Origin of the sequence: Piscinibacter sp. (genome assembly GCF_047600445.1) — a bacterium.
Taxonomy (GTDB): domain Bacteria; phylum Pseudomonadota; class Gammaproteobacteria; order Burkholderiales; family Burkholderiaceae_C; genus Piscinibacter.
Genome location: NZ_JASGKT010000001.1, coordinates 811,227 through 831,101 on the forward strand (window position 1 = coordinate 811,227; position 19,875 = coordinate 831,101).

Consider the following 19,875-nt stretch of genomic DNA (forward strand, 5'->3'; position numbering starts at 1 on the left):
GCATCGGCTCCAGGGCGAGCATCCTATCAGCGCATGCCCGAGGCCGGGGTTTCGGGGCCCAGGGGCAGCGTGAGCCTTATCACGGTGCCGTAGCCGGGTCCGGACTCGACCAGGCACTGGCCCTGCATCTGCTTGGCGCGCTGCTTCATGCTGGTCATGCCGTGGCCGCGGTCGAGCTTGCCGTCGAGCTCCATCGGAATGCCCTTGCCGTTGTCCTGGATGTTGATGCCGAACTGGTTGTCGAGGATCGCGCAGCGCACCTTCACGTGCGAGGCGCCGCTGTGCTTGATGATGTTGTTGACCGACTCGCGCAGGATGCGCGTGGTCTGCACGTAGACGCGCGCGGCCAGCACCTGGTCGCTGTCCTCGGCCGGGCTGCGCCAGTCGATCTCGACGTTGGCCTGGCCGAGCCGCATCACCGTCTCGGCGCGCCAGTCGGCCAGCGCGTCGGTCAGCCGTGTCGGCTTGCCGGTCAGGCCGCGCACCGACAGGCGCATCTCCTCGAGCGCGTCGCGCGCCAGCGTCGAGATGCGCTCGCTCTCGCTGGTGTGCACGATGGTCAGCAGCTTGGCGCCGAGGTCGTCGTGCAGGTCGGCGGCGATGCGCTTGCGCTCCTTCTGCGTCACCTGCTCGATGCGCGCCTCGGCCTGCTCGGCGAAGTTGCGCTCGATCTCGGCGCTGACCTCGCGCACGCGCGCGTCGACCAGGTAGCGCAGGTCGGGCGCGGCGGCCGGCGCGGCGGCGCGCTGCAGCAGCAGCCGCGCGCCGAACGCCAGCAGGATCAGCGGCAGCAGCACCTGCATGCGCGGCGAGTCGGGCAGCGGCAGCCAGTCGCGCTGCACCGCCAGCTCGTGCAGCATCACCGCCGCGGTGGCGGCCAGCGCCGCGGCCATCGGCCAGAAGTCGCGGCGCCGGTCGCGCCAGCTGATGCGCAGGTGCAGCAGCATCGCGCCGAGCGTCTCCAGCGCCAGCACCACGTACCAGCCGCTGGTGACGGCGAACAGCCGCGACGGGCCGGCCAGCAGCAGGCTCGTCGGCAGCAGCACGCACTGCGCGAGCAGCGCCGCCTCGATCATGCGCGAGCGCACGCCGGCGTAGCTGAGCAGGAACTGCACGCCCAGGCCGAGCACCGGCGTGAACGACAGGCAGACGAGGAACTCGACGGTGGCGTTGTCCAGAGGCACGCCTCGCCACCAGTGCCGCGCCGACAGCAGCGCCAGGCCGAGCGCCATCAGCCCGTAGTAGCCCAGCGGCGCGTCGCGCCGGTTCACCCAGGCCAGCAGCACCATCACCGCGCCGAGCGTGGCCAGCGCGAGGTTGACGATCTTGACGAGCGAGACGTTCCAGAACACCGCGTCGGCGAAGCGGCCGCTCAGGTCGTCGTAGGCGCCGATGTGCAGCGCCGCCAGGCCGCCGGCGCGGTCGCGCGAGGCGACGCTGCCCAGCGCGTGGCCGCGCACCTGCAGGTCGAGCACGTTGCCGCGCGACAGCACCAGCCCGCCGGGGATGGCGATCAGTTGCGGGTAGGCGCAGTCGCGCGCCAGCGGCTCGCCCGCGCGGCCGCCGCTGTGGATGCGCCGGCCGTTCAGGTGCACGTCGAGCGCGCTGCAGGCGCGCTGCACGTACAGGCCGAGCAGGTCGTTGCGGTCGAGCGCGCCGACCGGGTCGAACTGCACGCGGTACCAGACGCTGCCGTCGTGGTGCGGATGGTTCTCGTCCCACTCGTCGGGCAGCGCCACGCTGGCGGCGGAGGGGTCGCCCTCGGGGAAGCGCTCGTCGTTGCTCGCCACCGCCAGCGCCTCGGCGATCACCTGCACGCCGGCCGGCTGCGCCGGCGCGGCGGCGGCCATCCAGGCCAGCAGCGCGAGCAGCGCCGGCAGCGCCAGGCGCGAGACGGTGCGGACGAAGGCGGCGCGCGGCATGGGCGGCGATTGTGCAGGAAGGCCCGCCGCAGGCGGCGGCCGGATGGCACGATCGTGCCACGCCCGGCGGCGGCTTGGCGCGACAATGCCCGCTTTGCCGGTCCTTTGCCGGCCGTTTGCCGACCCTTGCCGACATCCCCGCCCGTGATCCTCCGCCACGCTTTCATCCCGTCCGACAACGCGCGCCTGGCCCACCTGTGCGGCAGCCTCGACGAGCACCTGCGCAGCATCGAGGCGGCGCTCGACGTGACGATCTCGCGGCGCAACGAGTCGTTCCGCGTCGAGGGCGGCAAGCGCCAGGCCGAGCGCGCGGTGGCGCTGCTGCAGTCGCTGTACGACCGCGCGCGGCGCGCGATCCCGGCCGAGCAGGTGCAGCTCGCCATCGTCGAGGCGATGGCCGACCTGAAGGCGCCGCCGCTGCGCGCCGCCACCGCGGCCGATGCCGCGCCGCCCGGCGACGACGGCGACATCGTGCTGCACACGCGCCGCAGCGACCTGTCCGGCCGCACGCCCAACCAGGTGGCCTACCTGCGCAACATCCTCGGCCACGACATCACCTTCGGCATCGGCCCGGCCGGCACCGGCAAGACCTTCCTCGCGGTGGCCTGCGCGGTCGACGCGCTGGAGCGCAGCCAGGTGCAGCGCATCATCCTGACGCGCCCGGCGGTGGAGGCCGGCGAGCGCCTCGGCTTCCTGCCCGGCGACCTGGCGCAGAAGGTCGACCCCTACCTGCGCCCGCTGTACGACGCGCTGTACGACCTGATGGGCTTCGACCGCGTCACCAAGGCCTTCGAGAAGGGCACGCTGGAGATCGCGCCGCTGGCCTTCATGCGCGGGCGCACGCTGAACCACGCCTTCGTGATCCTCGACGAGGCGCAGAACACCACGCCCGAGCAGATGAAGATGTTCCTGACGCGCATCGGCTTCGGCGCCAAGGCGGTGGTCACCGGCGACGTGAGCCAGATCGACCTGCCGCGCGGCACCGCCAGCGGGCTGGTCGACGCCGAGCGCGTGCTCGCGCGCGTGCGCGGCATCGCGACGACGCGCTTCACCGCCGCCGACGTGGTGCGCCACCCGCTGGTGGCGCGCATCGTCGAGGCCTACGACGCGGCGCGGGTGGACGAACGCTGATGGCCGCGGCCCGCCCCGCGCTGAGCCTGTCGCTGCAATTCGCCGACGCGAGCCACCGCGAGCACCTGCCGCGCCACAAGGTGGCGCGCTGGATGCGCGCCGCGCTGGAAGCGCCGGCCGAGATCGCGGTGCGCATCGTCGATGCCGAGGAAGGCCGCGCGATGAACCGCGACTACCGCGGCCGCGACTACGCGACCAACGTGCTGACCTTCGACTACGCGCACGAGCCCGTGGTGCACGCCGACCTGGTGCTGTGCGCGCCGGTGGTCGAGCACGAGGCGCGCGAGCAGGGCAAGACGCTCGAAGCGCACTACGCCCACCTGCTGGTGCACGGCACGCTGCACGCGCAGGGCTGGGACCACGAGCGCGTGCGCGACGCGAGGGCGATGGAGGCGCGCGAGACGGCGATCCTCGCCGCGCTCGGCTTTCCGGACCCCTACGCATAGATCCGTTCGGGCTGGGCTTGTCGAAGCCCACCGAGGTGCTCCGCAGGGCCCTTCGACAAGCTCAGGGCGAACGGGTATTGGCGGCCGCGCGCGCCGGCAGCAGCACCGACGCGATCGCCGCCAGCATCAGTGCGATGGCGACGAAGTCCTGCCAGTGCAACTGCTCGTTCAGCCACCACGCGCCCGACAGCGTGCCCAGCACCGGGATCAGCATCACCGACAGCGTCGAGGCCACCGGCGGCAGCGCGCGCGCCAGGTACAGCCACACCGGCTGCGCGAAGCCGAAGATCAGCAGCGCGTTGAAGACGATCGCCGCCCACACGCCCGGCGTCGGGGCCTGCCAGCGCGGGTGTTCGAGCGCGGCGGACAGCACGGTCATCACCAGCGTCGTGATCAGCGTCATCCAGAACACGATCGCCAGCGTCGGCGCCGTGATGCGCGTGCGGCGCAACTGCTGCGTGCCGAGCGCCCACAGCGCGGCCGACACCAGCATGCCGCCGGCGGCCCAGGGCTTGCCGGCCATGCGGCCGAGTTCGTGCCACAGCAGCAGCGCGACGCCCAGCGCCGCGGCCGCCACGCCGGCGAGCTGCCGGCCCGACAGGCGCTGGCCGAACAGCGCCATGCCCCACAGCGCCGAGAACACCGGCATCGTGTAGCCGAGGATCGCGGCGCGCCCCGACGACAGCGCCTGCACCGACACGATCGCCAGCACGTGCCAGACGATCATGTTGGTGACGCTCAGCGAGGCCAGTTCGCGCCACTCGCGCCGCGCGACGGCCAGCGGCACGCCGAGCCGGCGCAGCGCCAGCCACAGCACCGGCAGGCCGAGCCACATCGACAGCGCGCGGAAGCTCAGCGGCGCGAAGTGCGTGACGCCGAACTTCATGATCGGCCAGTTCAGCCCCCACACCAGCGTCAGCCCGGCCAGCAGCGTCAACTGGCGGGTGTTGAAGTGCGCCGCGCTCAATGCCGCGTGCTCAGGTAGTTCTTGCGCCAGAAGAACACGCTCAGGCCGACACCCAGCGCCAGCATCAGCAGGAAGACGACCCAGAAGCCGGTCGGGCTGTGGATCAGCGGCAGGCCCTCGAAGTTCATGCCGAAGAAGCCGGTCAGCAGGTTCAGCGGCAGGAAGATCGCGGTCAGCACGGTCAGCGTGCGCATGATGTTGTTGGTGCGGTGACTCTGCGCGGCGAAGTGCATCTGCACCGCCGTCTCGGCCGCCGACTCGAGCCGGCGCACGTGCGACAGCACGCGCTCGATGTGCTCGATGATGTCGCGCGAGCGCAGCCGCAGCAGCTCGCGCTCGCGGCTCGCGCCGGGGTCGTCGGGCCACTCCTCGAGCGCGTCGATCCATTCGGCCAGCGCGCTGCGCTGGTCCTCGCAGGTGTCCTCCAGCATGTGCAGCGCGTTGCGCGATTCCAGCAGCAGTTGCCAGTTGCGGAACCCGCCGGGGCGGAACAGCTCGCTTTGCAGGTGCGTGAACTGGCGCGTCAGCAGGCGGCGCAGTTCGAGGTAGCTGTCGACCATGTGGTTGACCATGCGAAGCATCAGGTCGGCCGGGCTGCTGGGCAGCCTGACGACGGCGCGCAACGCCGCCTCGCCGGGCTGCGACTGCTGCGCCAGGCGCGTGGCGAAGTGGTCGAGCACCTGGCAGTCGGTCGGGTGAACGGTGAGCAGCACGCGGTCGAACACCGCGAAGCCGACCGGGCTGGTGTCGATCGCCGCGAGCGCCTCGCGCGCCGAGGCGAGCGTGCCGTGCGTTTCGTCGACGAAGCTGCCGGCCGTGCCGGCGCCGGCGGCCAGGCGCCTGAACACCAGCAGGTCGTAGCCCGAGGTGGTGTCGAAGTGCGAGGGCAACTGGTTGCTCAGCAGGTCGGAGACGTGCAGGTCGACCAGCATGCCGCCGGTCCACTGCGCGAGCCGGGCCTGCAGCGTCGCCACGTTGACCTCGAACTCGCGCCGCGCCGCGCCGATCCACAGGTAGCCGGCCGGCGGCAGCGCATCGGGCAGCGCGTCCAGCTCGCTGAACTGCTCGCCGCTGACGTGGAAGACGCGCATGCGGTGCGCCGTGCCGCGCTTCAGGCCGCTTTCAGCAGCCGCGCGGCGTCGCGCGCGAAGTAGGTCAGCACGCCGTCGGCGCCGGCGCGCTTGAAGCCGAGCAGCGTCTCCATCATCACCGCGTCGTGGTCCAGCCAGCCGTTCTGGGCGGCGGCCTTGAGCATCGCGTACTCGCCGCTGACCTGGTAGGCGAAGGTCGGCAGGCGGAAGCGGTCCTTCACGCGGCGCACGATGTCGAGATAGGGCATGCCGGGCTTGACCATCACCATGTCGGCGCCCTCGGCGATGTCCAGCGCCACCTCGCGCAGCGCCTCGTCGCTGTTGCCCGGGTCCATCTGGTAGACCTTCTTGTTGCTCCTGCCGAGGTTGGCGGCCGAGCCCACCGCGTCGCGGAACGGGCCGTAGAAGGCGCTCGCGTACTTGGCGCTGTAGGCCATGATGCGCGTGTGGATCAGGCCGCGCTGCTCGAGCGCGGCGCGGATCGCGCCTATCCTGCCGTCCATCATGTCGCTGGGCGCGACGATGTCGACGCCGGCCTCGGCCTGCACCAGCGCCTGCCGCGTCAGCACCGCCACCGTCTCGTCGTTGAGGATGTAGCCGGTGGCGTCGAGCAGGCCGTCCTGGCCGTGCGAGGTGAAGGGGTCCAGCGCCACGTCGGTCATCACGCCGAGTTCGGGAAAGCGCGTTTTCAGCTCGCGCACCACCGTCGGCACCAGGCCCTCGGGGTTGAGCGCCTCGCGGCCGTCCTCGGTCTTCAGCGAGGGCTCGATCACCGGGAACAGCGCCAGCACCGGGATGCCCAGCGCCACGCAGTCCTCGGCCACCGGCAGCAGCCGGTCGAGGCTCAGGCGCTGCACGCCGGGCATCGAGGCGACGTCCTGCACCTGGTTGCGGCCCGGCAGCACGAACACCGGCAGGATCAGGTCGCTGGCATGCAGCCGATGCTCGCGCACCAGCTCGCGTGTGAAGGTGTCGCGACGCAGGCGTCGCGGGCGGCTGGCGGGGTAGGGCGGCGGCGTCTGCATGACCATCTGCGAGGCTCGGGGATGCTTGCGCGCGAGGTCGCCAGTCCCGGGTCCATCTGCTAAAGTTACAAGTGAATGATAGCCGTAAGGCCGTCGTTCCCTGCTTTTCCTCCCTGAGCAGGAGCCTTACCGTGATGACAGCGATAAGGCTTTTCGAGCCCCGGCTTCGGCCGGGGCTTTTTCGTTCACGGGGCCGCGTGCCCAAGCTCGCGATAATCGTCCGATGCTCTGGGTCAAAGCCTTCCACATCGTGTTCGTCGCGGCCTGGTTCGCCGGGCTGTTCTACCTGCCGCGCATCTTCGTCAACCTCGCCTCGGTGCCGGCCGACAGCCACGCCGAGCGCGAGCGGCTGCTGCTGATGGCGCGCCGGCTGTACCGCTTCTCCGGCATCCTGATGGTGCCCGCGCTCGCGCTCGGCCTGCTGCTGTGGCTGTACTACGGCATCGGCCGTGGCCCGGGCAACTACTGGCTGCACGCCAAGCTGCTGCTGGTGGTCGGCGTGCTCGGCTACCACCACGTGTGCGGCGCCTCGCTGCGCCGCTTCGAGCAGTTCGCCAACCGGCGCAGCGAGCGCTGGTTCCGCGTCTTCAACGAAGTCACCGTGCTGCTGTTCGCCGCCATCGTCGTGCTGGTGGTGGTCAAGCCGTTCTGACGGCGAGGGTGTGAACCGCCAGCCCAGCTCCGCCGTGCCGCTGGCGTGCTTCTACGCGGCGCTGATCGTCTACGCCAGCCTCTATCCGTTCGGCGACTGGCGCGTGCCCGGGCATTCGCCGTGGCAGTTCCTCTGGCTGCCCTGGCCGCGCTACTGGACCGCCTTCGACATCGTCGCCAACCTGCTCGGCTACGTGCCGTTCGGCGTGCTGGTCTTCGTCGCCTGCCTGCGCGCCGGGCAGGCGCCGGCGCGCGGCCTGCTGGCAGCGCTGCTGGCCGGCACGCTGCTCTCGTTCTCGATGGAGATGCTGCAGAACTTCCTGCCGCGGCGCGTGCCGTCGAACATCGACCTGGCGCTCAACGGTGTCGGCAGCGCGGCCGGCGCGGCGCTCGGCTGGCTGGTGCTGGGCGCCGGCGGCATCGACCGCTGGCAGTCGCTGCGCGAGCGCTGGTTCATCGCCGGCAGCGCCGGCGGCCTGGCGCTGCTGCTGCTGTGGCCGCTCGGGCTGTTGTTCCCGGCGCCGGTGCCGCTGGGGCTGGGCCAGGTGCTGCCGCGCCTGCAGGAGGGGGTGCAATGGGCGCTGCAGGGCAGCCCGGTGCTGGACGCGCTCGCGCCCTGGCTCGGCGCCGCGCCGGCCGAGCCGCTGTCCGCCGGGCAGGAGCTGGCCACGGTGGCGCTCGGCCTGCTCGCGCCGTGCATGGTGGCGCTGGCGGTGGCGCGGCCGGGCTGGCGGCGCCTGGCGCTGCTGGCCGGCGCGATGCTGATGGGCGCGGCGGCCACCACCTTGTCGACCGCGCTGAACTTCGGCCCGGCGCACGCGCTGGCCTGGCGCACGCCGAACGCCGAGGCCGGCTTCGCGCTCGGCGCGGTGCTGGCGCTGCTGGCCGTGCTGCTGCCGCGCCGCGCCGCGCTGGGCGTCGGGCTGGTGGCGCTGTCGGGGCTGGTCGCGCTGGTGGCGCACGCGCCGGCCGACCCTTACTTCGCCCAGAGCCTGCAGGCCTGGGAGCAGGGCCGCTTCATCCACTTCCACGGCGCGGCGCAGTGGGTGGGCTGGCTGTGGCCCTACGCGGCGCTGCTGTACCTGCTGGTGCGAGTGGCCGCGCACGAGCCGGAGTGATGGGCAGGGGGCAGGGGTGAAGGCCCGCCTCCTAGAATCCGCGCATGAGCTACTACCAGCGCCACATCTTCTTCTGCCTGAACCAGCGCGAGAACGGCGAGGACGCCTGCGCGCTGCACGGCGCGAAGGAGGGCTTCGACCGCTGCAAGGCGCGCGTCAAGGCCGAAGGCCTGGCCGGGCCGGGCGGCGTGCGCGTCAACAAGGCCGGCTGCCTCGACCGCTGCGCCGGCGGACCGGTGGCGGTGGTCTACCCGGAGGCGGTCTGGTACACCTACGTCGATGCCGACGACATCGACGAGATCGTCGAGCGTCACCTCAAGCGCGGCGAGGTGGTCGAGCGCCTCGTGCTGCCGCCGAGCGTCGGCCGGTGAACAGCAGGACCGTCAGGCAGCTCGTGCCCGGCCCGGCCGGCGCGATCGAATGCGCGATCGACGCGCCCGAGCGGGTGGACGAAGCCGGCCTCGCCCTGATCTGCCATCCGCATCCGCAGCACGGCGGCACCATGGACAACAAGGTGGCGCAGACGCTGGCGCGCGCGGTGCTCGCGCTCGGCTGGCGCAGCGTGCGCTTCAACTTCCGCGGCGTCGGCGCCTCCGAGGGCCGCTGGGACGAGGGCCGCGGCGAGATCGACGACGCGCTGGCGGTGCTGGCCGCCCTGCGCCGCGAACACGAACCGCTGCTGCTGGCGGGATTTTCGTTCGGCGCCTACGTCGCGGCGCAGGCCGCCGCGCGATTGCCCGACGACGCGAAGGCGCAGCGCCTGGCGCTGGTCGGGCCGTCGACGCAGAAACAGCAGCTCCCCGCCGTGCCGGCCGACACGGTGGTGATCCACGGCGAGGCCGACGACGTGGTGCCGCTGGCCGCCACGTTCGACTGGGCGCGTCCGCAGGCCCTGCCGGTGACCGTGTTCCCGGGCACCGGTCATTTTTTCCACGGGCAGCTCGCGCTGCTCAAGAACGTGCTGGTGCAGCAATTGCGCACGGGCTCCTGATTCCTTTTCCCACGACACGATGAAGAGACTGATTTCCCGGCTGGCCGCCGTGCTGGCCCTCGCGCTTCCGTTGGTCGCCAACGCGCAGATGCCGCAGCCGCCCGAGGTGGCCGCCAAGAGCTACCTGCTGCTCGACATGGCCAGCAACCAGGTGCTGGCCGAGCGCAACGCCGATGCCCCGGCCGACCCGGCCTCGCTGACCAAGTTGATGACGGCGTATGTCGTGTTCGGCGCGCTGCGCGACAAGAAGATCGGCGAAGACCAGGTGCTGCCGGTGTCGCTGCGCGCCTGGGCCGAGCGCAAGGGCGGCGGCTCGCTGATGTTCATCGAGCCGCGCGACCGCCCCAAGGTCGCCGACCTGCTGCGCGGCATGATCGTCAACAGCGGCAACGACGCCTCGGTGGTGCTGGCCGAGGGCGTGGGCGGCAGCCTGCCGGCCTTCGTCGAGATGATGAACCGCCAGGCGCAGGCCTTCGGCCTGAAGAACACCTCGTTCAAGAACGTCACCGGTCTGACCGAGCCGGGCCACCACAGCACGGCGCGCGACCTCGCGGTGATCGCCTCGCGCATCATCCGCGACTTCCCCGAGTACTACCCGATCTACTCGACGAAGAAGTACCGCTACGAGGGCGCGCCGGCCAGCAACGAGAACAACCGCAACGTGCTGCTCTCGCGCGACCCGACGGTCGACGGCATGAAGACCGGCTTCACCGAGGCCGCGGGCTACTGCCTGATCGCCAGCGCGCAGCGCGAGTTCCCGAACGGCAAGCGGCGCCTGCTCAGCGTGGTGCTGAACACCACCTCGATGGAGGCGCGCGCCACCGAGAGCCAGAAGCTGCTCAACTGGGGCTATGCCGCGTGGGACGCCGTGCGCCTGTTCGAGCCCGGCAAGGCGGTGGCGACGCCGCCGGTGTGGAAGGGCAAGGCCAACGAGGTGAAGCTCGGCGCCGACGCCGGCGTGTTCGTCAGCGTGCCCAAGGGCGAGGGCGGCACGCTGGTGACCAAGATCGAGCGCACCGACCCGCTGGTGGCGCCGCTGGCCAAGGGCCAGAAGGTCGGCATGCTGAAGGTCGCCACCGCCGCGGGGGCGCCGGTGGCCGAGATGCCGCTGGTGGTGCTCGAGCCGGTCGACGAGGCCGGCATCCTGGGCCGCGCCTGGGACGCGATCCGGCTGTGGATCAAGTGACCCGCGCGCCCGACGGTGTAAGCTGAATCTTTCGACTGGAGCCCCCATGCAGACCCTGCCCGACACGCTGTGCTTCCTCAACGGCGAATACAGCCCGCTGCGCGACGCGAAGGTGTCGGTGCTGGACCGCGGCTTCATCTTCGGCGACGGCGTCTACGAGGTGATCCCGGTGTACGGCGGCAAGCTGTTCCGCGTGCACGAGCACCTCGCGCGGCTGGACCGCAGCCTGGCCAAGCTGCGCATCGCCAACCCGGCCGGCAGCGACGAGTGGCTGGCGCGCGCGCGCAAACTGGTGGCCGCGCTGGCGCAGCAGAGCGGCGCGCAGGAGCAACTGGTCTACATCCAGGTGACGCGCGGCGTGGCGCTGCGCGACCACGTGATGCCGCCGGACGTCGAGCCCACCGTCTTCATGATGGTCAGCGCGATGAAGCCGGCCACGCCCGAGCAGCGCCACCACGGCGTGGCCTGCGTGACGGCGCGCGACTTCCGCTGGGAGCGCGCCGACATCAAGAGCATCTCGCTGCTGGGCAACGTGCTGGCGCGGCAGATGTCGGCCGACAAGGGCGCGCTCGAGACCGTGATGTTCCGCGGCGGCTACCTCACCGAGGCCTCGGCGAGCAACGTCTGGGTGGTGCACGAGGGCGCGGTGCTGGGCCCGCCGAAGAGCGAACACGTGCTCGAAGGCATACGCTACGACCTGATCCGCGAGCTGTGCGAGGAGGAAGGCATCGCCTACAACCTGCGCCCGATTCCCGAGGGCGAGCTGCTGGCCGCCGACGAGCTGCTGCTCAGCTCGGCGACGAAGGAGGTGCTGCCCGTCACCACGCTCGACGGCCAGCCGGTGGGCCACGGCGCGCTGCGCGGCAAGCCGGGGCCGGTGTACGCGCGGCTCTACGAGGCCTACCAGCGCGCCAAGCGCGCGCAGTCGATCTGAGCTTCCGGCTCCGGCCATGCGCCCCATTCCGCCCGAGCAGTCGCTGATCGAGTACCCGTCGCGCTTCCCGATCAAGGTGATGGGCGCGAACGCGGACGGCTTCGCCGAGGCGGTGGTCAGCGTGGCGCGGCAGTTCGATCCCGGCTTCGTCGCCGGCAGCGTCGAGCTCCGCCCCAGCCGCGCCGGCAACTACCTGGGCGTGACCATCACCATCACCGCCACCAGCCGCGAGCAGCTCGACGAGCTGTACCGCACGCTGTCCACCCATCCGATGGTCAAGGTGGTGCTCTGAACGCTCCGGTGGTGCGACGGCTGGGCCGCGTCGACTACGCGGCCACCGTCGAGGCGATGCGCGCGTTCACCGAGGCGCGCGACGAGACCACGCCCGACGAGATCTGGCTGTGCGAACACGCGCCGGTCTACACGCAGGGCGTGGCCGGCAAGGCCGAGCACGTGCTCGACGCGCGCGGCATCCCGGTGGTGCAGACCAACCGCGGCGGGCAGGTCACCTACCACGGCCCCGGGCAGGTGGTGGCCTATCCGCTGATCGACCTGCGCCGGCTCGGCATCTTCGTCAAGGAATACGTCTTCCGGCTCGAAACCGCGGTGCTGCGCACGCTGGAGCGCCATGGCGTCACCGGCCACCGCGTGCGCGGCGCGCCGGGCATCTACGTGCGGCTGGCCGACCCCTTCGGCCACGCGCGGCTGAGCGAGGAGGAGCAGCGCAGCTTCGCCGGCCTGGGCAAGATCGCCGCGCTGGGCGTCAAGGTGTCGCAGCACCGCACCTACCACGGCGTGGCGCTGAACGTCGCGATGGACCTGGCGCCCTTCGAGGGCATCAACCCTTGCGGTTATGCCGGCCTGGCGACGGTCGACTTGGCTAGACTCGGCGTTTCCACCGATTGGGACACGGCGGCGCGACTGCTCGGCGACGGCCTCGCCGCGCAGTTCGTGCCCTGACAAGCGCATGGACACCCCCTACGACGCCACCGTCAAGCAGAAATCGCAGGCCAAGACCGCGCGCATCCCGATCAAGATCGTGCCGGCCGAGACGCTGAAGAAGCCCGACTGGATCCGCGTCAAGGCGGGCTCGCCGACCACGCGCTTCTACGAGATCAAGCAGATCCTGCGCGAGCACAAGCTGCACACGGTGTGCGAGGAAGCCTCCTGCCCGAACATCGGCGAGTGCTTCGGCCACGGCACGGCCACCTTCATGATCATGGGCGACAAGTGCACGCGGCGCTGCCCGTTCTGCGACGTCGGCCATGGCCGGCCCGACCCGCTCGACGCCGACGAGCCGCTCAACCTGGCGCGCACCATCGCCGCGCTGAAGCTCAAGTACGTGGTGATCACCAGCGTCGACCGCGACGACCTGCGCGACGGCGGCGCCGGCCACTTCGTCGAGTGCATCCGCCGCGTGCGCGAGCTGTCGCCGCAAACGCGCATCGAGATCCTGACGCCCGACTTCCGCGGCCGCCTGGACCGCGCGCTCGACATCCTGAAGGCCGCGCCGCCCGACGTGATGAACCACAACCTAGAAACCGTGCCGCGCCTGTACAAGGAGGCGCGCCCGGGTTCCGACTACGCCTTCAGCCTGAACCTGCTGAAGCGCTTCAAGGAGTTCGCGCCCGGCGTGCCCACCAAGAGCGGCCTGATGGTCGGCCTGGGCGAGACCGACGAGGAGATCCTGCAGGTGATGCGCGAGATGCGCGAGCACGGCATCGACATGCTGACCATCGGCCAGTACCTCGCGCCCAGCGGCCACCACCTGCCGGTGCGCCGCTACGTGCACCCCGACACCTTCGCGATGTTCGAGCGCGAGGCCGCGGCGATGGGCTTCAGCCACGCCGCGGTGGGCGCGATGGTGCGCTCCAGCTACCACGCCGACAAGCAGGCGGCGCAGGCGGGCGTGGTGGCCTGAAGACGATGGCCGCCGCGGGCGCCAACCCAGCGATCGCCTGCGGCAACTGCCATGAGCCGATGCAGGTGCTGCGGCTGCCGGGGCACTACGGCCGCACGGTCGAGGTCGACCTGTGCAGCCACTGCCACCTGGTCTGGTTCGACCTGACCGAGACGGCGCGCCTGTCGGGCGCGGCGCTGCTGGCGCTGATCGAGGCGATGGCCGGCACACAAAGCCTGCCCCACCTGACGCTGCAGCCCGGCGCCGGCTGCGCGCGCTGCGGCGCGGCCCTGAAGACGGTGCACAACCGCTCGCGCTGGGGCAGCTCGCTGCACCTCGAATGCCGCAACGGCCACGGCGCCTACCAGTCGTTCGCGCAGTTCCTGCAGGAAAAAGGCCTGCTGCGGCCGATGTCGCGCATCGACCGCGCGCGGCTGCTGCAGACGCAGGGCCGCATCGACTGCGTCAACTGCGGCGCGGCGATAGCCCGCGACGACGCGACCTGCGGCTATTGCGGCTCGGTGCCCAGCCTGCTCGACGTGGCGCGCCTGGCGCGCGCGCTGGACCCCGAGGGCGCGCTGGAGCCGCAGGCGGTGCACCGCGACGCCGCGCGCCAGCAGGCGCTGCAATGCGGCGCCTGCGGCGCGGCGCTGCCGCCGGGGCTGGCGGTGGACTGCGCGCAATGCGGCGCGACGCTCGCGATCAGCCGCCTCGCCGACGCGCACGCGCGCGTCGCCACGCTGGGGCCCGCGCTGCGCGCGCACGCCGAGAAACCGTCGCCCGAGGTGATCAAGCGCCGCCTCGACGCGCTCGACGCCGACCTGCCGCGCCGGCGCGACTACGTCGCCCAGATGGAGGCCGAAACCGACGCGCGGCGCGGCCGGAACCGCCTCGGCGGCGAGGCGTGGGACTGGAGCGACCTGCTCGGCGGCGGCACCAACCCCCTGCGCGCGGTGCTGATCGCGCTGCTGGTCTGGTTCGTCTGGTATTTTTGGCGCTGACCCACCCACGGCCATCGCGGCCCGCAACGCATTCATCCGGAGATCGTCATGCAGCGTAGGCAGTTCACCTCGAAGATCCTGATCGTTCCGGGGCTCGCGCTGGCGTCGCCGCTGGCCTGGGCGTTCGACCTGAGCGAAACCGACGCCGCCGCCGGCGTGCGCGCCGCGCTGGAGAAGGGCGCGACCTCGGCGGTCGGCCTGCTGGGCCGCAGCGACGGCTTCCTCGGCAACCCGAAGGTGCGCATCCCGCTGCCCGGCGCGCTGGACGACGCCGCCAAGCTGCTGCGCACCATGGGCCAGGGCAGGCGCGTCGACGAACTGGTCACCGCGATGAACCGCGCCGCCGAGGCCGCCGTGCCCGAAGCCAAGCCGCTGCTGATCAATGCGGTGAAGTCCATGAGCGTGGACGACGCGCGCAAGATCATCGGCGGCGGCGACGATTCGGTGACGCGCTTCTTCGCCGGCAAGACGCGCTCGCCGCTGGCCGAGAAGTTCCTGCCCATCGTGACCCGGGCGACCGAGAAGGTCTCGCTGGCTTCCAAGTACAACGCCGTGGCCGGCAAGGCGAGCAGCCTGGGCCTGGTCAAGAAGGAAGACGCCAACGTGCAGCAGTACGTGACGGGCAAGGCGCTGGACGGCCTGTTCCTGATGATCGGCGAGGAGGAGAAGAAGATCCGCCAGAACCCGGCCGCCGCCGGCAGCGCGATCCTGAAGAAGGTTTTCGGCGCGCTGAAGTGAGCGGCCGGGGCCCCGAGGGCCTCAGAGGCCCTTGGACAGCTCGAACATCAGCGCCGACGGCAGCGAGCTTTCGATCACGTCGCGCCCGACGCGCGCGACGTTCGAGCCGCTGAAGCCCGACATCTCGAAGGTGTTGCCTTCCTCGATGATCTCGATGAAGACGAAGTCGGGCAGCTCGTTGGTGATCTCTTCGCGCAGGTCGGCGAACTTCTCGCCGCGCTGGATCGACTCGATGATCATCGCGTGCGGCAGCCCGTCGCGGCAGAACTCGACGGCCTCGTCGATCGAGCCGACGAAGTCGATGATCAGCCCCATGTTGCGCAGCGCGTCGCGGATCTGAACGCGCAGGTCGCGCCGCGAGGCCACCACCAGCACGTGGCTGCCGGCCAGCGGCTTGGAGTTGGTCGACGGGGCGAAGCCCTCGTCGATCTCCAGCGTGGTCACGCCCTCGATGCCGTCGGTGGCGGTGCGCGGGAACTCGATCGTCAACGTCGTGTGCAGCGCGTCGTCGTGGCGGTCCAGTGGCAGGCCCATGGTCCAGGCGGTCTGCTCGAGCAGCCGCCAGTTCAGCGACTCGAGCGCCGCCGGCTCCGGCGGCCGGTCGGCTTCACCCGCCTGATCGACCGGGCGGTGCGCGAAGCGGCACACCAGCCGCGCGTTCTGCGGCCAGGACTTGATGTCGATCGCGAACTCGATGTTCGACTGCGCGTGCGCCAGCGCCCAGTCGAGCACGGTGTTGAGCAGGCTGAACAGCAGCGAGGCGTCGACGATCACCTCGGCTGGCTTGAGCGCCGGCTTGAGCACGATGCCGCGCGACTGCGTCTCGCGGTGGCGGTGTGCCAGCACGCCCTTGAGCGTGTCGGCCAGTTGCAGCCGTTCGTGCGACTGGCGCAGCCGGCCGGAGGCGAAGCGCGCGATCTGCTGGCCGATCATGCCGGCCTGCCGCGCGCCGTCGACCTCGTCGCGCAGGGCGCGCAGGCCGGCGCGGTCGATCCTGCCGCTGGCGATCAGCGCGTGGATGCGCTCCAGCGCCGAGGTCAACTGCGTCGCGGTGGCGGCGCCGATCTCGGAGACGAGGCGGTGCCAGCGCTGCGCGGCGTCGCCGCCGTCCTCGGCGGGCGGGGCGGGGTGCGAGTGCGCGGCGCCGGCCGGGCCGGGGCGGTCGATGTCGGACATGTCCATGGGCGAGGGCCGCAGTGTCGCAGCGCGGCAGCGCACTGACCAGTGGGGGTCGCGCGATTTCCCTCGCTCCCGGGGGTGTGCAAATGTCACACCACGATCACACCACGCCGGCGGCCCGCAGCGCCCGCACCTCGTCGCCGCTGAGCCCGGCCTGCGCCAGTACCTCGTCGGTGTGTTCGCCCAGCAGCGGCGGCGCGCGCCGGTACTGCACCGGCGTGGCGGAGAGCTTGATCGGGCTGGCGACCAGCCGCACCGTCTCGGCCAGCGGATGCGGCAGCGCCACCGCCATGCCGCGTTCGCGCACCTGCGGATCGGCGAACACCTCGGCCAGGTCGTTGATCGGCCCGCACGGCACCTTGGCCGCTTCCAGCTCGGCCAGCCAGTCGGCCTTGGCGCGCGTGCGCATCAGCCCGGCCAGCAGCGGCACCAGCACGTCGCGGTGCCGCACGCGGTCGGCGTTGCGGGCGAAGCGCGGGTCGGCGGCCAGCTCCGGGCGCCCGGCGATGTCGCAGAACTTGGCGAACTGGCCGTCGTTGCCGACCGCCAGGATCATGTGCCCGTCGGCCACCTCGAACACCTGGTAGGGCACGATGTTCTGGTGCGCGTTGCCCAGGCGCTGCGGCGCGACGCCGGTGACGAGGTAGTTGGCGCCGAGGTTGGCGAGCATGGCCACCTGCGTGTCGAGCAGCGCCATGTCGATCACCTGACCGCGGCCGGTGAGGTCGCGGTGGCGCAGCGCCGCCAGGATCGCCGTGGTCGCGTACATGCCGGTGAACAGGTCGGCCACCGCCACGCCGACCTTCTGCGGCCCGCCGCCCGGCGCGTCGTCGGCGATCTCGCGCCGCGACGGCCCGGTCACGCTCATCAGGCCGCCCATGCCCTGCACCGCGTAGTCGTAGCCGGCGCGTTCGCGGTAGGGGCCGGTCTGGCCGAAGCCGGTGATCGAGCAGTAGACCAGGCGCGGGTTGAGCGCCAGCAGCGCGGCGCTGTCCAGCCCGTAGCGGGCCATGTCGCCGACCTTGAAGTTCTCGACGAACACGTCGCTGTCGGCGGCCAGCCTGCGGATCAGCGCCTGGCCCTCGGGCCGCGCGATGTCGACCGTCACCGAGCGCTTGTTGCGGTTGGCGCCCAGGTAGTAGGCCGCGTCGCTGGTGTCGTGGCCGTCGCGGTCGCGCAGGAAGGGCGGGCCCCAGCCGCGCGTGTCGTCGCCGCCGACGCCGTCGCGCGGCGGGCGCTCGATCTTGATCACGTCGGCGCCCAGGTCGCCCAGCGTCTGCGTGCACCACGGGCCGGCCAGCACGCGCGACAGGTCGAGCACGCGCACGCCGGCCAGCGGCTGGGGAGGGGAAGCGGTGTCGTTCATGCGGCCATTGTGGCGGCGTGAGGCCGCCCGGCCGCCCGGGATAATCCGCCGATGCGCTTCCCGACCGTGCCTGCCTGCGTGCTCACCCTGGCGGCCTGCTCCCCGGCGCTCGACTGGCGCGAGTTCCAGCCCGAGGGCAGCGGCCTCGTCGCCGGTTTTCCCTGCAAGCCCGACCGCCACTCGCGCCAGGTGGCGCTCGCGGTGCAGCCGGTGCGCATGGAACTGCTGGCCTGCGACGCCGGCGGCGCCAAGTTCGCGCTCGGCTGGTTCGACGTCGACGATCCGGCCCGGGTGACGGCGGCGCTGGGCGAGCTGCGCGAGCGCGCCGCCGGCAACCTCGGCGCCGCGCCGGGCGCCACCGAGCCGGCCGCCGTGCCGGGCATGACGCCCAATCCGCAGGCGCTGCGCCTGCGGCTCGAGGCGCGCCAGGGCGACGGCGTCGTCCTGCAGCAGCAGACCCTGCTGTTCAGCAAGGGCCTGCGCGTCTACCAGGCCACGCTGCTCGGGCCGCGCATAGGCGCCGACGCGGCGCAGGCCTTTTTCGGCGCGCTGCGCTTTCCGGCATGAAGCATGTCGGCGTGCCGGGCGGCGCCGGCGTTGTGCAGCCATGCGGCGCGCCGTCCGGACTGTGGTTTTTGCGGGATCGGCCCGCCGGTACCGGCCGACACGAAGGCGTCGGCCACGGATAATCCGCCTCCCATGCCCGGCTTGCTGATCATTGCCCACGCCCCGCTGGCATCCTCGCTCAAGGCCGTGGCCAGCCATGCCTTCCCCGAGTGCAGCGCGCGGCTCGAAGCCCTCGATGTCGGCCCCGAGATGGCGCCCGAGCAGATCGAAGCGCAGGCCAGGGAGCTGCTGGCGCGCGTGCGCCGCCCCGAGGCGCTGATCTTCACCGACGTGTTCGGCGCCACGCCCTGCAACGTGGCGCAGAAGCTGGCCGACGGCGTGCAGGTCAAGGTGGTGGCCGGCGTCAACGTGCCGATGCTGTGGCGCTCGCTGTGCTACGCCGACGAGTCGCTGGACGCGCTGGTGGCGCGCGCGATGGCCGGCGCCACCCAGGGCGTCATGCAGGTGTCCACCGCGCGGCCGCAGAACCAGACCTACAAACCCGGCGCCCATGATCAAGACCACCGTCACCATCAGCAATAGGCTCGGGCTGCACGCGCGCGCCTCGGCCAAGCTCACCAAGCTCGCCGGCGGCTTCAAGAGCGAGGTCTTCATGACGCGCAACGGCCGGCGCGTGAACGCCAAGAGCATCATGGGCGTGATGATGCTGGCCGCCGGGCTGGGCAGCGAGGTCGAGATCGAGACCGCCGGCCCCGACGAGCAGGCCGCGATGGACGCCCTGACCGCGTTGATCGCCGACAAGTTCGGCGAAGGCGAGTAACCCACCTACAAGAACTACGGATGGCGCCGCGCCCGGCGCGCGGGCTAGCATGGCGCCATGAGCTTCCAGATCATCGGTCTGCCTGTCTCGCGCGGCGTGGCCATCGGCCGCGCGGTGCTGGTGGCGTCGTCGCGTGTCGACGTCGCCCACTATTTCATCGACGAGAGCCGCGTCGAGTCGGAGATCGCCCGGCTGCGCGCGGCGCGCGACGCCGTGGCCGGCGAGCTCAGCCTGCTCAAGCGCGACATGCCCGGCGAGGCGCCGGCCGAGCTGTCCGCGCTGCTCGACGTGCACCTGATGCTGCTGCACGACGAAGCGCTGACCGGCGCGACCAAGCAGTGGATCGTCGAGCGCCACTACAACGCCGAGTGGGCGCTGTCGGCCCAGCTCGAGGTGCTGGCGCGCCAGTTCGACGAGATGGACGACGAATACCTGCGCGAGCGCAAGGCCGACCTGGAGCAGGTCGTCGAGCGCATGCTGCGCGCGATGGCGCACGGCCCGCGGGCCGGGTTCGCCGCGGCGCCGGCCGTGCAGCCGCGCGACTTCGCCGGCGAGGACCCGCTGGTGCTGGTGGCCAGCGACATCGCGCCGGCCGACATGCTGCACTTCAAGGGCGGCGTGTTCACCGGCTTCGTCACCGACGTGGGCGGGCGCACCTCGCACACCGCGATCGTGGCGCGCAGCATGGACATCCCGGCGGTGGTCGGCGCGCGCGAGGCCAGCCGCATCATCCGCCAGGACGACTGGGTGGTCATCGACGGCGACAACGGGCTGGTGATCGTCAACCCGTCGCCGATCGTCCTCGAGGAATACCGCTTCCGCCAGCGCCAGGTCGAGCTCGA

At 71.7% G+C, this 19,875-nt stretch carries 23 protein-coding genes; 17 read left to right on the top strand and 6 right to left on the bottom strand.

Annotated features, from left to right (window positions below):
* Positions 1 to 26: 26 nt before the first annotated feature.
* Positions 27 to 1,922 (bottom strand): sensor histidine kinase, encoded by a 1,896-nt coding sequence (locus tag QM792_RS03810; RefSeq protein WP_415147857.1) that lies wholly within the window; start codon positions 1,920 to 1,922, stop codon positions 27 to 29.
* Between the two features lie 144 nt (positions 1,923 to 2,066).
* On the opposite strand from QM792_RS03810, the gene QM792_RS03815 reads away from it, so the two are divergent.
* Together QM792_RS03815 and ybeY are read left to right on the top strand one after the other, a co-directional pair.
* On the top strand, positions 2,067 to 3,053 hold the full coding sequence (locus QM792_RS03815; protein WP_415147858.1) for a PhoH family protein: 987 nt from the start codon (positions 2,067 to 2,069) through the stop codon (positions 3,051 to 3,053).
* The gene (gene ybeY / locus QM792_RS03820) at positions 3,053 to 3,499 is read left to right on the top strand and encodes an rRNA maturation RNase YbeY (RefSeq protein WP_415147859.1); all 447 of its coding nucleotides are present in this window, start codon (positions 3,053 to 3,055) and stop codon (positions 3,497 to 3,499) included. The genes QM792_RS03815 and ybeY overlap by 1 nt, the downstream gene beginning before the upstream one ends.
* 61 nt (positions 3,500 to 3,560) lie before the next feature.
* On the opposite strand, the gene QM792_RS03825 is transcribed toward ybeY, so the two are convergent.
* Genes QM792_RS03825 through hemB form a run of 3 tightly spaced genes read right to left on the bottom strand, consistent with a single transcriptional unit; the run spans position 3,561 to position 6,582 of the window.
* On the bottom strand, positions 3,561 to 4,466 hold the full coding sequence (locus tag QM792_RS03825; RefSeq protein WP_415147860.1) for a DMT family transporter: 906 nt from the start codon (positions 4,464 to 4,466) through the stop codon (positions 3,561 to 3,563).
* Complete coding sequence (locus QM792_RS03830; protein WP_415147861.1) at positions 4,463 to 5,557, bottom strand: magnesium transporter CorA family protein; 1,095 nt, start codon at positions 5,555 to 5,557, stop codon at positions 4,463 to 4,465. The genes QM792_RS03825 and QM792_RS03830 overlap by 4 nt, the downstream gene beginning before the upstream one ends.
* A gap of 20 nt (positions 5,558 to 5,577) precedes the next feature.
* The gene (hemB, locus tag QM792_RS03835; protein ID WP_415147862.1) at positions 5,578 to 6,582 is read right to left on the bottom strand and encodes a porphobilinogen synthase; all 1,005 of its coding nucleotides are present in this window, start codon (positions 6,580 to 6,582) and stop codon (positions 5,578 to 5,580) included.
* A 223-nt stretch (positions 6,583 to 6,805) separates the two neighbouring features.
* On the opposite strand from hemB, the gene QM792_RS03840 reads away from it, so the two are divergent.
* From QM792_RS03840 to QM792_RS03890, 11 genes are read left to right on the top strand one after another with little or no spacing between them, the layout of a single operon-like run.
* Entirely contained in the window at positions 6,806 to 7,234 is a 429-nt protein-coding gene (locus QM792_RS03840) for a CopD family protein (RefSeq protein ID WP_415147863.1), read from the top strand.
* Positions 7,235 to 7,244: 10 nt separating this feature from the next.
* Entirely contained in the window at positions 7,245 to 8,351 is a 1,107-nt protein-coding gene (locus tag QM792_RS03845) for a VanZ family protein (RefSeq protein WP_415147864.1), read from the top strand.
* Between the two features lie 44 nt (positions 8,352 to 8,395).
* Entirely contained in the window at positions 8,396 to 8,722 is a 327-nt protein-coding gene (locus tag QM792_RS03850; RefSeq protein ID WP_415147865.1) for a (2Fe-2S) ferredoxin domain-containing protein, read from the top strand.
* Positions 8,719 to 9,342, top strand: a complete 624-nt coding sequence (locus QM792_RS03855) for an alpha/beta hydrolase (protein WP_415147866.1) — start codon at positions 8,719 to 8,721, stop codon at positions 9,340 to 9,342. The genes QM792_RS03850 and QM792_RS03855 overlap by 4 nt, the downstream gene beginning before the upstream one ends.
* Positions 9,343 to 9,361: 19 nt before the next feature.
* On the top strand, positions 9,362 to 10,528 hold the full coding sequence (locus QM792_RS03860; RefSeq protein ID WP_415147867.1) for a D-alanyl-D-alanine carboxypeptidase family protein: 1,167 nt from the start codon (positions 9,362 to 9,364) through the stop codon (positions 10,526 to 10,528).
* Positions 10,529 to 10,574: 46 nt separating this feature from the next.
* On the top strand, positions 10,575 to 11,462 hold the full coding sequence (locus tag QM792_RS03865; protein ID WP_415147868.1) for an aminotransferase class IV: 888 nt from the start codon (positions 10,575 to 10,577) through the stop codon (positions 11,460 to 11,462).
* Positions 11,463 to 11,478: 16 nt separating this feature from the next.
* Positions 11,479 to 11,754 carry a YbeD family protein gene (locus QM792_RS03870; RefSeq protein WP_415147869.1) on the top strand — a complete coding sequence of 92 codons (276 nt, stop codon included), beginning with the start codon at positions 11,479 to 11,481 and terminating at the stop codon, positions 11,752 to 11,754.
* Positions 11,755 to 11,762: 8 nt separating this feature from the next.
* Positions 11,763 to 12,422 (top strand): lipoyl(octanoyl) transferase LipB, encoded by a 660-nt coding sequence (lipB, locus tag QM792_RS03875; protein WP_415147870.1) that lies wholly within the window; start codon positions 11,763 to 11,765, stop codon positions 12,420 to 12,422.
* Between the two features lie 7 nt (positions 12,423 to 12,429).
* Positions 12,430 to 13,383 (top strand): lipoyl synthase, encoded by a 954-nt coding sequence (gene lipA / locus QM792_RS03880; protein ID WP_415147871.1) that lies wholly within the window; start codon positions 12,430 to 12,432, stop codon positions 13,381 to 13,383.
* Positions 13,384 to 13,388: 5 nt separating this feature from the next.
* Entirely contained in the window at positions 13,389 to 14,363 is a 975-nt protein-coding gene (locus QM792_RS03885; protein ID WP_415147872.1) for a hypothetical protein, read from the top strand.
* Positions 14,364 to 14,411: 48 nt separating this feature from the next.
* The gene (locus QM792_RS03890) at positions 14,412 to 15,101 is read left to right on the top strand and encodes a DUF4197 domain-containing protein (RefSeq protein WP_415147873.1); all 690 of its coding nucleotides are present in this window, start codon (positions 14,412 to 14,414) and stop codon (positions 15,099 to 15,101) included.
* A gap of 21 nt (positions 15,102 to 15,122) precedes the next feature.
* Here QM792_RS03890 and QM792_RS03895 read toward each other — a convergent pair whose 3' ends face one another.
* Both QM792_RS03895 and QM792_RS03900 read right to left on the bottom strand, forming a co-directional pair.
* Positions 15,123 to 16,283, bottom strand: a complete 1,161-nt coding sequence (locus QM792_RS03895) for a hypothetical protein (RefSeq protein WP_415147874.1) — start codon at positions 16,281 to 16,283, stop codon at positions 15,123 to 15,125.
* Between the two features lie 97 nt (positions 16,284 to 16,380).
* Positions 16,381 to 17,646, bottom strand: a complete 1,266-nt coding sequence (locus QM792_RS03900; protein WP_415147875.1) for a CaiB/BaiF CoA transferase family protein — start codon at positions 17,644 to 17,646, stop codon at positions 16,381 to 16,383.
* A 51-nt stretch (positions 17,647 to 17,697) separates the two neighbouring features.
* On the opposite strand from QM792_RS03900, the gene QM792_RS03905 reads away from it, so the two are divergent.
* The 4 genes from QM792_RS03905 to QM792_RS03920 all read left to right on the top strand — a co-directional run.
* Positions 17,698 to 18,213, top strand: a complete 516-nt coding sequence (locus tag QM792_RS03905) for a hypothetical protein (protein ID WP_415147876.1) — start codon at positions 17,698 to 17,700, stop codon at positions 18,211 to 18,213.
* Between the two features lie 132 nt (positions 18,214 to 18,345).
* Positions 18,346 to 18,795 (top strand): PTS sugar transporter subunit IIA, encoded by a 450-nt coding sequence (locus tag QM792_RS03910; RefSeq protein WP_415147877.1) that lies wholly within the window; start codon positions 18,346 to 18,348, stop codon positions 18,793 to 18,795.
* The gene (locus QM792_RS03915; protein ID WP_415147878.1) at positions 18,764 to 19,033 is read left to right on the top strand and encodes an HPr family phosphocarrier protein; all 270 of its coding nucleotides are present in this window, start codon (positions 18,764 to 18,766) and stop codon (positions 19,031 to 19,033) included. The genes QM792_RS03910 and QM792_RS03915 overlap by 32 nt, the downstream gene beginning before the upstream one ends.
* A 57-nt stretch (positions 19,034 to 19,090) precedes the next feature.
* A partial coding sequence (locus tag QM792_RS03920; protein WP_415147879.1) for a phosphoenolpyruvate-utilizing N-terminal domain-containing protein occupies positions 19,091 to 19,875 on the top strand: 785 nt, incomplete at its 3' end.

Bases quoted from the DNA above. Each gene is read 5' to 3' on its own strand.
- QM792_RS03885 (WP_415147872.1), top strand. From the start codon at position 13,389: ATGGCCGCCGCGGGCGCCAACCCAGCGATCGCCTGCGGCAACTGCCAT.
- QM792_RS03865 (WP_415147868.1), top strand. From the start codon at position 10,575: ATGCAGACCCTGCCCGACACGCTGTGCTTCCTCAACGGCGAATACAGC.
- QM792_RS03890 (WP_415147873.1), top strand. From the start codon at position 14,412: ATGCAGCGTAGGCAGTTCACCTCGAAGATCCTGATCGTTCCGGGGCTC.
- QM792_RS03840 (WP_415147863.1), top strand. From the start codon at position 6,806: ATGCTCTGGGTCAAAGCCTTCCACATCGTGTTCGTCGCGGCCTGGTTC.
- QM792_RS03895 (WP_415147874.1), bottom strand. From the start codon at position 16,283: ATGGACATGTCCGACATCGACCGCCCCGGCCCGGCCGGCGCCGCGCAC.
- QM792_RS03850 (WP_415147865.1), top strand. From the start codon at position 8,396: ATGAGCTACTACCAGCGCCACATCTTCTTCTGCCTGAACCAGCGCGAG.
- QM792_RS03860 (WP_415147867.1), top strand. From the start codon at position 9,362: ATGAAGAGACTGATTTCCCGGCTGGCCGCCGTGCTGGCCCTCGCGCTT.
- QM792_RS03915 (WP_415147878.1), top strand. From the start codon at position 18,764: ATGATCAAGACCACCGTCACCATCAGCAATAGGCTCGGGCTGCACGCG.
- hemB (WP_415147862.1), bottom strand. From the start codon at position 6,582: ATGCAGACGCCGCCGCCCTACCCCGCCAGCCGCCCGCGACGCCTGCGT.
- QM792_RS03830 (WP_415147861.1), bottom strand. From the start codon at position 5,557: ATGCGCGTCTTCCACGTCAGCGGCGAGCAGTTCAGCGAGCTGGACGCG.
- QM792_RS03910 (WP_415147877.1), top strand. From the start codon at position 18,346: ATGCCCGGCTTGCTGATCATTGCCCACGCCCCGCTGGCATCCTCGCTC.
- QM792_RS03870 (WP_415147869.1), top strand. From the start codon at position 11,479: ATGCGCCCCATTCCGCCCGAGCAGTCGCTGATCGAGTACCCGTCGCGC.
- QM792_RS03810 (WP_415147857.1), bottom strand. From the start codon at position 1,922: ATGCCGCGCGCCGCCTTCGTCCGCACCGTCTCGCGCCTGGCGCTGCCG.
- QM792_RS03900 (WP_415147875.1), bottom strand. From the start codon at position 17,646: ATGAACGACACCGCTTCCCCTCCCCAGCCGCTGGCCGGCGTGCGCGTG.
- lipA (WP_415147871.1), top strand. From the start codon at position 12,430: ATGGACACCCCCTACGACGCCACCGTCAAGCAGAAATCGCAGGCCAAG.
- QM792_RS03905 (WP_415147876.1), top strand. From the start codon at position 17,698: ATGCGCTTCCCGACCGTGCCTGCCTGCGTGCTCACCCTGGCGGCCTGC.
- ybeY (WP_415147859.1), top strand. From the start codon at position 3,053: ATGGCCGCGGCCCGCCCCGCGCTGAGCCTGTCGCTGCAATTCGCCGAC.